Genomic DNA, 13287 nt, shown 5'->3' with positions numbered 1-13287 from the left:
GCTCCTACAGTTCGTCAATAGACTTAAGAAGACTGGATGAAGACCCGCGACCGCATACTCGAATGTGCCCTGCAGCTGTTCAACCTGCAGGGCGAACCCAACGTCTCGACACTGGAAATCGCCAACGAACTGGACATCAGCCCGGGCAATCTCTACTACCACTTTCACGGCAAGGAGCCGTTGGTGATGGAGCTGTTCGAGCGCTTCCAGGTCGAACTCGCGCCCTTGCTCGACCCACCGGCCGACGCTCGCCTCGAGGCCGAGGACTACTGGCTGTTCCTGCACCTGATCGTCGAGCGCCTGTCGCATTACCGCTTTCTGTTCCAGGACCTGTCGAACCTGGCCGGACGCCTGCCGAAGCTGGCCCGTGGCATCCGCAACCTGCTCAACTCGATCAAGCGCACCCTGGCCTCGCTGCTGGCCCGCCTGAAGGCCGAAGGCCAGGTCACCAGTGACACCCAGGCGTTGGGGCAACTGGTCGAGCAGATCACCATGACCTTGCTGTTCTCGCTGGATTACCAGCGCATTCTGGACCGCGAAGGGGAAACCCGTGTCGTCGTGTACCAGATCATGATGCTGGTCGCGCCGCACCTAAAACCGGGTGCCCGGCATGCATCAGAGAAGCTGGCGATGCACTATCTCGACGATTGACCCCGACTCCGATACACCACGCCCCGTAGCAGCACGGCTTGCCGGCGGGGGCGTCCGTGAGATCGACCCGCGGGCAAGCCCGGCTGCTACAGGCAATAAAAAACCCGACCTGCTTGCACAGATCGGGCTTCGGGATAACCAGCCGGGGATCAGGATTGGCTGGACGGTGTCGACGCCGTGGAGCTGGCCGACGATGGTGCGGCCGCAGCTGCCTGCGCCGGTGCGCTTGAAGCGGTGCTGGCCGGTGCTGCCGAGGCAGGCGCTGCTGCCGGTTTCGCGGCGGCTGGCTTGGCGGCGGCTGGTTTTTTCGCCGCTGCCGGTTTCTTCGCGGCTGCAGGTTTGGCCGCCGCTGCCGGTTTGGCGGCAGGTTTCGCAGCAGGCTTGGCCGCAGGTTTCGCTGCAACGGCTTTGGCCTTGGCAGCAGTCGAAGCAGCAGCCTTGGATGCCGCAGCTACCGGTTTGGCCGCAGCCTTGGCCACTGCCGGTTTGGCGGCTGCAGTCTTGCTCGCAACGGTACTTGCCGCTTTCGCAACAGGCTTGGCCGCAGCTTTGGCCAATGGCTTGGCGGTGGTTTTAGCCGCAGGTTTTGCAGCGGCGGTTTTCGAGACAGGTGTGACCGAAGCGCCGGTCAGTTTCTCGATCTGCTTGGTCAGCAGGTCAACCTTGCTGTGCAGTGCCTTGACCTCGTTGCGGCTGGGAACGCCCAGACGCGAGATCGCGCTGTTCAGGCGCTTGTCGAAAGCCCCCTCCAGCTCGCCCCATTTGCCCAGCGCCAGATCCTTCACGTCACCGACGCGGGATTTGGTAGTGGTCTTGGCCGTGTCCACGGTCTTGCCAACGGTGGCCTTGGTTTCCTTCTCGGCTTTCTCGCCGTCCTTGACCAACGATTCGAAAAGCTTACTGCCGTCATTGCTGATCTTCGAGTAAGCGCCTAAACCAGCCAGCCAGATTTGGCGCGAGTATTTTTCAACCTCGCCAATCCAGGAGCTGCCTTCTTTATCGGTTTTCTTTTTGCCAGCCATCCCGCTCTCCTTATTGTTTACGCGCGACACGTTCGAGCAATGCCGTCAGCTCATCGAGCTTAGCAGAGAGTGTCTCAACATCATGTTTAGACGGAATACCGATGCGATTCAAGGCGCTAGCCACGCGGCGGTCGAATGCGCTTTCGATCTTGTCGAGTTGCGCTTCCACACGGCCCTTGGCCTTGATCACTTCACCGGTCACTTCGTCGATTTCGGTGTTGGCCGCCTCGACCTTTTCGTCGATGACTTTCTTGGCTTTCTTTTCAGTCTGCTCGCCGGTGCGAATCAGCTCTTTGACGTACTCGCTGCCTTCCTGGCCAGCCTTGACGTAGGCGCCCAGGCCCGCGAGCCAGATCTTGCGTGCATAGAGACGAACTTCCGAAAAGGTCTTGGCCTCTTCATTTGCGATTTTTTTCTTCAGGGCAACTTTGACCATGACGCACCTCACACTCGAAAGGGATGGGAGCAACCGCCCGCAGGAAGTTGGGGCATGGGCACAAAGTAGAGGGAAAAATTAGAATGCTCACCCTAGCCAGTGAGCACAGAGATGAACTGTAGGAGCGCGCTTGCCCGCGACGGGGTCGGTGAATTCAACCATTCATCGCCTGACACACCGCCATCGCGGGCAAGCGCGCTCCTACAAGGGCGGGCGTCAGGCGGTCAGGGCCTTGTCCAGCTGGCGCGCCACTTCGGACTCGATGGTGCTGCTCATCGCCGACAGGAAGAAATTCAGCTCGATGTTGACCCGCACCAGCGCTTCTTCCACCTGCACCGTGCCTTTGGCGCCCTTGCCTTCCAGCGACACGGTGTCGCCGTTCCAGCTGTGCTCGATGCCATATTTTTCGCCCAGCTTCTCGGCCAGCAATTCGGCCTTCTCGCGGGCCTTGTCCTTGCCCAGCGTGTGCGGGCGTTCCACGGTAATTCGGGCCATTGGCAGGCTCCTTCATCGAGGTAAATCGTCGGGCCACTATACCAGTGCCATCCCTTGAAGAAACTGTTCACCCTAACCCTTGTCAAGACAAAGCCAGCCCCGACGATTAGAATGGCCGCACTTTATTCCGGTGACAGCGATATGAACGATCCGCGCAAAGGCAGCGATGCCGAACCCACCACCCACTTCGGTTACAAAACCGTGGCCGAAAGCCAGAAGGCCGAGAAAGTCGCCGAAGTGTTCCACTCCGTTGCAGCCAAGTACGACCTGATGAACGACGTGCTGTCCGGTGGCATGCACCGCCTCTGGAAGCGCTTCACCATCGAGCTTTCCGGCGTTCGTACCGGCAACCGCGTACTCGATATCGCAGGCGGCACGGGCGACCTCGCGAAGAAATTCTCCCACCTGGTCGGCCCTACCGGCGAAGTGGTACTGGCAGACATCAACGCCTCGATGCTCAAGGTCGGTCGCGACCGCCTGCTCGACCGCGGCGTGGCCGGCAACATCAAGTTCGTCCAGGCCGACGCTGAAAAGCTGCCGTTCCCGGACAACCACTTCGACTGCGTGACCATCGCCTTCGGCCTGCGCAACGTGACGCACAAGGAAGACGCCATCCGCTCCATGCTGCGCGTGCTCAAGCCGGGCGGCCGCCTGCTGGTGCTGGAGTTCTCCAAACCGACCAACAAGGTCATGTCCAAGGTCTACGACGCCTACTCGTTCGCCTTCATGCCGCTGGCCGGCAAGCTGATCACCAATGACTCGGAAAGCTACCGTTACCTGGCCGAATCGATCCGCATGCACCCGGACCAGGAAACCCTGAAGTCGATGATGGTAGAGGCCGGTTTCGACCGCGTGACCTACCACAACATGACCTCCGGCATCGTCGCCCTGCATCGCGGTATCAAGCCCTGATGCTGATCCGCGGCTTGCTCGCCAGCGCCGAGCACGGCATCAATCGTGTGCTGCAAATGGACAGCACGGCGCTGCCACGCCTGGATCGCCTGAGTGGCAAGATCATCGCGGTGCAATGCACCAGCCCTGCGTTCGACCTGCACATCCTGCCCAGTGACGAAGGCCTGATGCTGGCCTCGACCTGGGAAGGCGGCGCCGACGTGACCCTGCGCTCACCGGCCGCCAGCCTGATGCGCCTTGCCACGAGCCGCGACAAGAATGCCGTGCTGCACAGCCCCGAAGTCGAACTGGACGGTGAAAGCGCCGTACTGCTGGAGCTGGTGGGCGTGTTGCAGGATCTCGATCTGGACTGGGAATACGAGCTGCAACGCTGGCTGGGCCCGGTGGCCACGCCGTTGATCGGCGGTCATCTGCGCAGGAGTGCGCGCATGACCCGCGACACGATCACCAGCCTCTCCCACAACCTGGCCGAGTACCTGGCTGAAGAATCCCGCACACTGGTCGGCAAGCGCGAGGCAGAAGCGCGTTTCGCCGAACTGGATCAGACCAAACAAGACCTGGAACGCCTCGAAGCCCGCTTCGAGCGTCTGGCCCAATCTCTCAAACCCAGCGATAACGCATGAGCCTGCTTGCCGTCCGCCGCCTGTTTCGCATCCAGCGGGTCGTCATCCGCTACCGCCTGGATGACCTGCTGTTCGCCCTGCCCCTGCCCTGGTGGCTGCTCGCCGTCCGTTTCGTACTGCCCTGGCGCTGGTTCCCCAGGCGCAAGAGTGAACTGACCCGAGGCGCGCGCCTGCGCCTGGCACTTCAGGACCTGGGGCCGATCTTCATCAAGTTCGGCCAGTTGCTCTCGACCCGCCGGGACCTGTTGCCCGAAGACATCGCCGACGAGCTGATGCTCCTGCAGGATCGCGTGCCGCCGTTCGAGTCCGAGAAGGCCATCGCCCTGATCGAATCCCAGCTGGGGGCGAAGATCAGCGACGTGTTCAGCCGTTTCGACGTCGCGCCCCTGGCCTCGGCTTCGGTGGCGCAGGTACACGCCGCGCGCCTGAAGACCGGCGAGGAAGTGGTGGTCAAGGTCGTGCGTCCGGGGCTCAAGCCGATCATCGGTTCGGACCTGGCTTGGCTGTTCATCCTGGCCAGCATCGCCGAGCGCCTGTCCGCCGACGCCCGCCTGCTGCACCCGGTGGACGTGGTCGCCGACTACGAAAAGACCATCTACGACGAACTCGATCTGTTGCGCGAGGCGGCCAACTCCAGCCAGCTGCGACGCAACTTCGAAGGCTCGACCATGCTCTACGTGCCGCAGGTCTACTGGGACTGGTGCCGGCCGAAAGTGTTGGTCATGGAGCGCATCTACGGCGTTCAGGTCACGGATCTCGCGACCCTGGCCGACCAGCGCACCGACATGAAAAAGCTCGCCGAGCGCGGCGTGGAGTTGTTCTTCACCCAGGTGTTCCGCGACAGCTTCTTTCACGCCGACATGCACCCCGGCAACATCTTCGTCAGCACCGTGGCACCCTGGGATCCGCAGTACATCGCCATCGACTGCGGCATCGTCGGCAGCCTGACACCCGAGGACCAGGATTACTTGGCGCGCAACCTGTTTGCCTTCTTCAAGCGCGACTATCGCCGTGTGGCGCAGTTGCACATCGATTCGGGCTGGGTGCCGGCAGAAACCAAGCTCAACGAATTCGAAGCGGCGATCCGCACCGTGTGCGAGCCGATCTTCGAGAAGCCGCTCAAGGATATTTCCTTCGGCCAGGTGCTGATGCGCCTGTTCCAGACCGCCCGCCGCTTCAACATGGAAGTGCAGCCGCAACTGGTGCTGTTGCAGAAAACCCTGCTCAACATCGAGGGCCTGGGCCGGCAGCTGTACCCCGAGCTGGACCTGTGGAGCACCGCGCAGCCGTTCCTGGAGCGCTGGATGCGCGAGCGCGTCAGCCCCAAGACACTGATCGGAAACTTGCAGTCACAAGTTGAGCAGATCCCGCATCTGGCCAACATGACCCGCGATCTGCTGGAGCGTCTGTCCCAGCCGCACACCTCCGATCCGCCGCCGCCCTACAGCCACAAGGGCGACCACTGGGCCCTGCGGCTGCTGGGCGCGTGCCTGCTGGCCGGTGGCGTAGTGCTGGCAACCGCCCATACTCAATCAGGTGGCGAGTTGATCGCGATGAGCGCCTGGCCTTCGGTGCTGATGCTGGTCGCGGGGCTCTATCTGGTTGTTCGCCGATAGCCAGCAGCGCCTGCCGCTGGCACACTAACCCCCTTCAACACAGCGGCCGGAGCCGACGATGAAAGACTGGCTGGACGAGATCAAGTGGGACAGCGACGGTTTGGTCCCGGCAATTGCCCAGGATCATAAAACCGGGCGTGTCCTGATGATGGCCTGGATGAACCGCGAAGCGCTGAGCCTGACCGCCGCCGAAAACCGCGCCATCTACTGGTCGCGTTCCCGTGGCAAACTGTGGCGCAAAGGCGAAGAATCGGGCCATGTGCAGAAGCTGCACGAAATGCGCCTGGACTGCGACGCCGACGTCATCATCCTGATGGTCGAGCAGATCGGCGGCATCGCCTGCCACACCGGCCGCGAAAGCTGCTTCTATCGCGTCTATGACAACGCCGGCTGGAAGACCGTCGAGCCGGTGCTCAAGGACCCCGAAGCCATTTACCACGCAGGACACTGAACATGACTGATACCTTGTCTCGCCTGGCTCAGGTGCTCGAAGAGCGAAAGGGCGCGGCGGCGGACTCATCCTACGTGGCCAGCCTCTATCACAAGGGGCTGAACAAGATTCTGGAGAAGGTCGGCGAAGAGTCGGTCGAAACCATCATTGCCGCCAAGGATGCCGCCGTCAGCGGTGACTGCAGCGATGTCATCTACGAAACAGCCGATTTGTGGTTCCATAGCATGGTCATGCTTTCAGCACTGGGCCAGCATCCACAAGCCGTACTCGATGAACTGGATCGCCGTTTCGGGTTATCGGGCCACGCCGAAAAGGCGGCGCGCCCAACTGAATAACGCGCCCGGCTGAATAAACCGAGGGCCAAGGGGCCCCGAATACCTTGTGAGGAACGCGTCATGGGCATTTTTGACTGGAAACACTGGATCGTCATCCTGGTTGTCGTGGTATTGGTCTTCGGCACCAAGAAACTCAAGAACCTGGGCACTGACGTCGGCGAGTCGATCAAGGGCTTTCGCAAGGCCATGAACGACGACGAAAAAGGCCCTGAGCAGCCGCCTGTGCAACCCCAGCAGACCGCGCAGCCAACCCCGCCGACCCAGCCGCTGCATCAGCCGCACACCATCGACGGCACTGCGCAGAAAGTCGAAGAGCCCATCCGCAAAGACTAGGTCCTGACGCATGTTTGGTATCAGCTTCTCTGAATTGCTGCTGGTCGGTCTCGTTGCCCTGCTGGTACTGGGCCCCGAGCGCCTGCCGGGAGCCGCGCGCACTGCCGGGCTTTGGGTCGGGCGTCTGAAACGCAGCTTCAATGCGATCAAACAGGAAGTTGAGCGCGAAATCGGTGCCGACGAGATTCGTCGTCAACTGCACAACGAGCACATTCTTTCGCTGGAAGAAGAAGCGCGCAAAATCATGCAGCCCCAGGCCCGCGCAGCTGCGCCGGAGCCTGCGCCTTCAGCGCTGGATGCAGCGCCGACACCCGAGGCGCAAAACGCCCCCGCGCCTGCTGCCGAACCGGCCCCGGTCAGCACCGGGGTGATCTCGGAGCCCGTGGTGGTCGAACCGGTTTCGCCGCCTGCAACGGCGCCCGCGCCTGTCGCGCCTGCTCCTGCCGCCGCTGTGCCGAGCACACCTTCCGCCAACGATTCGACACAGCCACCACGAGCCCCATGAGCGAAATCCCGGAAAATGACCAGCAGATGCCGCTGGTCTCGCACCTGACTGAACTGCGTTCGCGCCTGCTGCGTTGTGTGCTGGCGATCTTCGTGATCTTCGGCGCGCTGTTCTACTTCACGCAGAAGATCTACACCTTCGTCTCGGCGCCGCTGCGCAAATTCCTGCCCGAAGGCGCAACGATGATCGCCACCGACGTGGCTTCGCCGTTCCTGACGCCGTTCAAGCTGACGATGATGGTCGCGCTGTTCCTGGCGATGCCGGTGATCCTGTACCAGATCTGGGGCTTCATCGCGCCGGGCCTGTACAAGCACGAAAAGCGCGTGGCGGTGCCGCTGCTGATTTCCAGCATCATTCTGTTCTACGCCGGGATGGCCTTTGCGTATTTCCTGGTGTTTCCGCTGATTTTCCACTTCTTCGCCAGCGTGACGCCCGAGGGCGTGTCGATGATGACGGACATTTCCAGTTACCTGGATTTCGTCATGACTCTGTTCCTGGCCTTTGGCGTGGCGTTCGAGATTCCCGTGGCCGTGGTGCTGCTGGTGTGGATCGGCATCGTCGACGTCAAATACCTGAAGAAGATTCGCCCCTATGTGGTGATCGGTTGCTTCGTGGTCGGCATGATCCTCACGCCGCCCGACATCTTTTCCCAGACGCTGCTGGCGGTGCCCATGTGGCTGCTGTTCGAAATCGGCGTGCTGTGCAGCTCGATGGTCACCAAGCGCGGTGACCACGAAGACGACGAGAACGCCGAGGACAAGCAAGACCAGCCGCCAGCGACCCAGCCGTGAACCTGCTGTTGCTGGAAGAGGCCGACTTCATTTCGGCCGACCGGGTGATCCTGCGCGACCGGCGCCTCAAGCACATGCAAGAGGTGCATCGCTCAGAAGTGGGCGACAGCCTGCGGGTCGGGCGCGTGGGTGGCCTGCTGGGCAGTGCCGAGCTGCTGCGCCTGGAGCCCCGCGAGGCGGAACTGTCGGTCAGCTTCGACCGCGAGCCGCCGGCCAAACTGCCACTGACGCTGGTGCTGGCCCTGCCCCGCCCGAAGATGCTGCGCCGGGTCTTCCAGACCGTGGCGACCATGGGCGTGCCCAGAGTCATTCTGGTCAACAGCTATCGCGTCGAGAAAAGCTTCTGGCAGACCCCGTTCCTCACACCTGCGTCGATTCGCGAAAACCTGATTCTGGGGCTTGAACAGGCCCGGGACAGCGTGCTGCCGGAAATCGTCATCGAGAAACGCTTCAAGCCGTTCGTCGAGGACCGGCTGCCAGCCATCGTGGAAGGCACGCTGGGCCTGGTCGGCCATCCCGGCGACTTTCCCCCATGCCCGCGTGCGGTCGAGCAGCCGGTCACCCTGGCCATTGGCCCCGAAGGCGGCTGGATTCCCTACGAGGTCGAACTGCTGCGCGCATCGGGCCTGAACCCGGTGCAACTGGGCGAGCGCATCCTGCGCGTCGAAACCGCCGTCACCGCCCTCCTCGCACGTCTCTTCTGATCTCGTAGCAGCACGGCTTGCCGGCGGGAGCGGTGTGTCAGTCAACCCATCCGTTACAGACACACCGCTCCCGCCGGCAAGCCGTGCTGCTACGGACAAACTAGACGGCTCCTGCGCCATTTCCGCCCAATGGCGTTGCAGTTCACATTTTGTGTGCCGATAACCCGGCATCGATAAAAACAACGCGCAAGGAATCCACATGTATCGCTGGTTTGCCCAACGTCTCGGGAACGTGAGTGTGAGTCGCAAACTCGCCATCGGCTTCGGCCTGGTGCTGTTGATGACGCTGGTCATTACTGCCACGGGCTGGTCTAGCCTGGGCTCGTTGATCGAGCGCGGCGACAAGCTGGCGAACATCTCGCAGATCAGCGAGCAGACCCTGGACCTGGGCACCGCGCGCATGCGCTACGAAGCCCAGTACAGCGCCGAAGCCGCGACGGGTGTCATGACCGCGCTGGACAAGCTCGACGGCTACCTCAAGAAAGCTCGCGGCAAGATCGTAAGCCCAGGCGACCTGCAACTCCTCGACGGCCAGATCCAGGCCGCCGCCGACTACCGTCGCGCCTTCGACGACATGACCCGCGCCATCGCCGCACGTGAAGCCAGCCGCACCAACCTGGGTGCGACAGCGGACGCCGCGGTCGAGGAAGTCAACAAGATCGAGGAAGCGCTGATCCAGCACGACAACATCCTGCAATTCAACAGCGCGGTGGGCGTCAGCAAGCAGATCCAGCAAGCACGCTTCCAGGTGCGCGGCTACACCTTCAGCGGCAATCCTGACTTCGAGAAGAACGCCAACGCCGCCATCGACGAAGCCATCGTCGGCGTGAACACCCTGGCCGGCGACGTTTCTTCGCAGTACATCCCGCAACTGCAAAAGGCCAACCTGGCACTCAAGGGCTATCGCGCGGCCGTTGGGCAATACCGCGATGCGCAGCAGGTCAGCCGTCAGGCCATGGAAAAAATGGCCGGGCTGGGCCAGCAACTGCGCGACCTCAGCGACCAGCTGACCGCCTCGCAGAACGCCAAGCGCGACGCCGACAGCCAGCAGGCGCAGTCGATGCTCGGCATCGCGACCGTGATCGCCCTGCTGTTTGGCGTGCTGGCCGCATGGGCCATCACCCGCCAGATCACCCTGCCGTTGAAACAGACACTGATTGCCGTGGACCGCGTGGCATCCGGCGACCTGACGCACAACCTCAAGGTCGACCGCCGCGACGAACTGGGCCAGCTGCAAGGCGGCATGCAGCGCATGACCCTGAGCCTGCGCGAGTTGATCGGCGGCATCGGCGACAGCGTCACCCAGATCGCCAGTGCCGCCGAGGAACTGTCGGCGGTGACCGAACAGACCAGCGCCGGGGTCAACAGCCAGAAGGTCGAGACCGATCAGGTCGCCACCGCCATGCATCAGATGACTGCAACCGTGCAGGAAGTGGCGCGCAACGCCGAGGAAGCCTCTGAGGCGGCCGTGGCGGCCGATCAGCAGGCCCGAGAGGGTGACAAGGTGGTCAACGAGGCCATCGCCCAGATCGAGCGCCTGGCTCGCGAGGTGGCCCATTCCACCGAGGCCATGGGCGAACTCAAGCGCGAGAGCGACAAGATCGGCAGCGTGCTGGACGTCATCAAGTCCGTGGCCCAGCAGACCAACCTGTTGGCGCTCAACGCCGCCATCGAAGCTGCTCGCGCTGGCGAAGCCGGTCGCGGCTTTGCGGTGGTGGCCGACGAGGTTCGCAGCCTAGCCCAGCGCACGCACAAATCCACCGAGGAGATCGAAGAGCTGATCCTGGGCCTGCAGAACGGCACGCAACAGGTGGCGTCGATCATGGACAGCAGCCGCGAACTGACGGCCAGCAGCGTGGACCTCACCCGCCGCGCCGGTGGCTCGCTGGAAAGCATTACCCAGACCGTGTCGGCGATCCAGGCCATGAACCAGCAGATCGCTGCGGCCGCCGAACAGCAGAGCGCCACCGCCGAAGAGATCAACCGCAGCGTGCTGAACGTGCGCGACGTGTCTGAACAGACCTCGGCGGCCAGCGAAGAAACGGCGGCGTCGAGCGTGGAGCTGGCGCGGCTGGGTACGCACCTTCAAGGGCTGGTAGGCAAGTTCCGGATCTAACGACCTCCGTTGTAGGAGCGCGCTTGCCCGCGAAGGCGGTGTGTCATTATACATTTTGGTGGCTGACACACTGTGGTCGCGGGCAAGCGCGCTCCTACAGGGCGTTTCTGTCAGAGATGGGTTGATTGACACACCGCTCCCGCCGGCAAGCCGTGCTGCTACGAAAGCTTTTGTGAACTGCCTCACCCCCTTCATCGCTTCGGAAATCTCCTACACCCTCCTCAGGTCATGAGCCCGGCCACCCTGCCGATGCGCGTTTATCGCACATCCGCAGGAGACGCATCATGCTGCAAGGAATCAACCAGGCGCTGGCCAACAGCAGCGTCAAGCTCAAGCTCTCGCTGGGTTTCGGCCTGGTGCTGGTACTCACACTGGCGATCACGGTGACCGGCTGGCTCGGGCTGGACACCATGATCGTGCGCTCCGAATCCCTCAGCGCCATCGCCCAGCTCAGCGCCCTGACCAAGGACCTGCGGGCCGAGCGGATCATCTTTCGCATCGAAAACACGCCCGAGAGCGCAAGCCGGGTTTCCGCGCGCATCAGTGAAATCGAAGCGCACCTCAAGGGCCTGCGGGACGATGACAACCCCGCCGACGTGCTGCAGATGCTCAACAAGCAGAGCGAAGACGCACGCTCCCTGGGCAGCACGTTCGCCAATCTGGGGCAGTTGCTGCAGAGCCGGGATGACTCACGGATGCAGATGAAAAGCCTGTCGGAAACTGTCATCACCGCAGTCGATCAGGTCGAGGCCGATGTGCTCAAGGCCGTCAGCGAGGAACAGGGCAACACAGAGAAGCTCGACGAGTTCACCAATATCCTGCAACTGCGTCGGTACATGCAGGCGGCCCTTTCCGCCTCCCAGGCCTACCTGTACAGCGGCCAGGAGACGTTCGAGGCGGCGGCCGTCAAGGCCACCGAGGGGGCGCTGGGGGAGATCCAGGAGATCGTCTCAAGCCCCTCCAATACCAGCGCCTCCATTCTGGACACTGCGCGCAAGGCGATCGAGGACTACCGCAACCAGCTCAACCAGCTCAAGGCATTGCAAATCAAGGCAGAAGCGGCCCATGAGTCCATGGAAGCGATGGGCGACAGCCTGCTCACCTCCACGGCCGACACCAGCACCCTGCAAACCCAGCGCAGGGACGGCGAAGCAGACCGGTCGCGGCAGATGCTGATCAGTGTGGCCATGCTGGCGATCGTACTGGGGCTGCTGGCGGCGTGGCTCATCACGCGGCAGATCATCGTTCCGCTGCAACAGACCCTGCACGCCGCGCAGCGCATTGCCAAGGGCGACTTGAGCGTGGACATCGACATCAGGCGCCATGACGAGATGGGCCGCCTGCAACACAGCATGCAAGACATGACTGTGAGCCTGCGAAAGCTGATTTCCGGGATTGGCGACGGCGTGACGCAAATCGCCAGCGCCGCCGCGCAGTTGTCTGCAGTCACCGAGCAGACCAGCACAGGGGTCAACAATCAGAAAAGCGAAACCGATCAGGTCGCCACCGCCATGAATCAGATGACCTCGACGGTCATGGAGGTCGCGCGCAATGCCGAGGAAGCCAGCGAGGCTGCCCGCCAGGCCGACCTCCAGGCACGGGAAGGCGACCGGGTGGTGGCCGATGCCATCGGCCAGATCGAGCGCCTGGCGGTGGAGGTGCACAACTCGACCCGGGCCATGGGCGATCTGAAGCAGGAGAGCGACAAGATCGGCGGCGTGCTGGATGTCATCAAGTCCGTGGCGCAGCAGACCAACCTGCTGGCACTCAATGCCGCCATCGAGGCTGCGCGGGCCGGTGAGGCCGGGCGCGGCTTTGCCGTGGTCGCCGACGAAGTGCGGGGCCTGGCCAAGCGCACCCAGGAATCGACCGAGGAAATCGAGGTGTTGATCGCCGCCCTGCAGAATGGCACTCAACAGGTGGTCAGTACGCTGGATGCCAGCCGCAACCTCACCGACAGCAGCGTGGAACTCAGCCGCCGCGCGGGTAGCTCGCTGGAGAGCATCACCCGTACGGTGTCGACGATTCAGAGCATGAACCAGCAGATAGCCACGGCGGGAGAGGAACAGACGGTGGTGGCCGAGCAGATCAACCGCAGCGTGCTCAACGTGCGGGACATCTCCGAACAGACCGCCGCCGCCAGTGACCAGACCGCAGCATCAAGCGCCGAACTCGCCCGCCTCGGCGCGCAGTTGCAGGAGCTGGTGGGTCGGTTCCGGGTGTAATCCTGTAGGAGCGCGCTTGCCCGCGACGGCGGTGTGTCATTACACATTTTGGTGGCTGACACACCGCCATCG

The 13287-nt window shown here is 62.7% G+C and carries 15 protein-coding genes and 1 pseudogene; 13 read left to right on the top strand and 3 right to left on the bottom strand.

Annotation, left to right across the window (positions count from 1 at the left end; all coding sequences use genetic code 11):
* The first annotated feature begins 36 nt into the window (after window positions 1–36).
* Window positions 37–651, top strand: coding sequence for a TetR/AcrR family transcriptional regulator (locus ACIPO9_RS04925; protein ID WP_400779126.1), 615 nt, complete (start codon window positions 37–39; stop codon window positions 649–651).
* Window positions 652–800: 149 nt separating this feature from the next.
* Here ACIPO9_RS04925 and ACIPO9_RS04920 read toward each other — a convergent pair whose 3' ends face one another.
* The 3 genes from ACIPO9_RS04920 to ACIPO9_RS04910 form a co-directional block, all read right to left on the bottom strand.
* Entirely contained in the window at window positions 801–1673 is an 873-nt protein-coding gene (locus tag ACIPO9_RS04920) for a phasin family protein (RefSeq protein WP_400779124.1), read from the bottom strand.
* Window positions 1674–1683: 10 nt separating this feature from the next.
* The gene (locus ACIPO9_RS04915; protein ID WP_400779123.1) at window positions 1684–2109 is read right to left on the bottom strand and encodes a phasin family protein; all 426 of its coding nucleotides are present in this window, start codon (window positions 2107–2109) and stop codon (window positions 1684–1686) included.
* Window positions 2110–2325: 216 nt separating this feature from the next.
* Window positions 2326–2604, bottom strand: coding sequence for a polyhydroxyalkanoic acid system family protein (locus tag ACIPO9_RS04910; protein WP_274134939.1), 279 nt, complete (start codon window positions 2602–2604; stop codon window positions 2326–2328).
* Window positions 2605–2745: 141 nt separating this feature from the next.
* On the opposite strand from ACIPO9_RS04910, the gene ubiE reads away from it, so the two are divergent.
* The 12 genes and pseudogenes from ubiE (at window position 2746) to ACIPO9_RS04850 (ending at window position 13215) form a co-directional block, all read left to right on the top strand.
* The gene (gene ubiE / locus ACIPO9_RS04905) at window positions 2746–3516 is read left to right on the top strand and encodes a bifunctional demethylmenaquinone methyltransferase/2-methoxy-6-polyprenyl-1,4-benzoquinol methylase UbiE (protein WP_110951120.1); all 771 of its coding nucleotides are present in this window, start codon (window positions 2746–2748) and stop codon (window positions 3514–3516) included.
* Entirely contained in the window at window positions 3516–4139 is a 624-nt protein-coding gene (locus ACIPO9_RS04900; RefSeq protein ID WP_400779121.1) for an SCP2 domain-containing protein, read from the top strand. The genes ubiE and ACIPO9_RS04900 overlap by 1 nt, the downstream gene beginning before the upstream one ends.
* Entirely contained in the window at window positions 4136–5755 is a 1620-nt protein-coding gene (ubiB, locus tag ACIPO9_RS04895; RefSeq protein WP_274134941.1) for a ubiquinone biosynthesis regulatory protein kinase UbiB, read from the top strand. The genes ACIPO9_RS04900 and ubiB overlap by 4 nt, the downstream gene beginning before the upstream one ends.
* A 58-nt stretch (window positions 5756–5813) precedes the next feature.
* Complete coding sequence (gene hisI, locus ACIPO9_RS04890) at window positions 5814–6206, top strand: phosphoribosyl-AMP cyclohydrolase (protein ID WP_400779119.1); 393 nt, start codon at window positions 5814–5816, stop codon at window positions 6204–6206.
* A 2-nt stretch (window positions 6207–6208) separates the two neighbouring features.
* Entirely contained in the window at window positions 6209–6541 is a 333-nt protein-coding gene (locus ACIPO9_RS04885) for a phosphoribosyl-ATP diphosphatase (RefSeq protein ID WP_274134943.1), read from the top strand.
* A 60-nt stretch (window positions 6542–6601) separates the two neighbouring features.
* Window positions 6602–6874: a twin-arginine translocase TatA/TatE family subunit gene (locus tag ACIPO9_RS04880; RefSeq protein ID WP_274134944.1), complete on the top strand. Its 273-nt coding sequence runs from the start codon at window positions 6602–6604 to the stop codon at window positions 6872–6874.
* A 10-nt stretch (window positions 6875–6884) separates the two neighbouring features.
* The gene (tatB, locus tag ACIPO9_RS04875; protein WP_400605779.1) at window positions 6885–7379 is read left to right on the top strand and encodes a Sec-independent protein translocase protein TatB; all 495 of its coding nucleotides are present in this window, start codon (window positions 6885–6887) and stop codon (window positions 7377–7379) included.
* Window positions 7376–8170 (top strand): twin-arginine translocase subunit TatC, encoded by a 795-nt coding sequence (gene tatC, locus ACIPO9_RS04870; RefSeq protein WP_274134946.1) that lies wholly within the window; start codon window positions 7376–7378, stop codon window positions 8168–8170. Before tatB ends, tatC begins: the two co-directional genes overlap by 4 nt.
* Window positions 8167–8874, top strand: a complete 708-nt coding sequence (locus tag ACIPO9_RS04865; protein ID WP_400779117.1) for a 16S rRNA (uracil(1498)-N(3))-methyltransferase — start codon at window positions 8167–8169, stop codon at window positions 8872–8874. Before tatC ends, ACIPO9_RS04865 begins: the two co-directional genes overlap by 4 nt.
* A 280-nt stretch (window positions 8875–9154) precedes the next feature.
* Window positions 9155–10990 (top strand): methyl-accepting chemotaxis protein, encoded by a 1836-nt coding sequence (locus tag ACIPO9_RS04860; RefSeq protein ID WP_400606342.1) that lies wholly within the window; start codon window positions 9155–9157, stop codon window positions 10988–10990.
* A gap of 284 nt (window positions 10991–11274) precedes the next feature.
* A pseudogene (locus ACIPO9_RS04855) lies at window positions 11275–12357 on the top strand (methyl-accepting chemotaxis protein); the annotation flags it as partial.
* Window positions 12343–13215 (top strand): methyl-accepting chemotaxis protein, encoded by an 873-nt coding sequence (locus ACIPO9_RS04850; RefSeq protein ID WP_400779243.1) that lies wholly within the window; start codon window positions 12343–12345, stop codon window positions 13213–13215. The pseudogene ACIPO9_RS04855 and the gene ACIPO9_RS04850, both read left to right, overlap by 15 nt.
* Window positions 13216–13287 lie beyond the last annotated feature (72 nt).

Origin of the sequence: Pseudomonas sp. NPDC090203, from assembly GCF_044746765.1 — a bacterium.
Classification (GTDB): Bacteria; Pseudomonadota; Gammaproteobacteria; order Pseudomonadales; family Pseudomonadaceae; genus Aquipseudomonas; species Aquipseudomonas putida_AD.
This window is presented reverse-complemented; position numbering and strand designations above follow the sequence as displayed.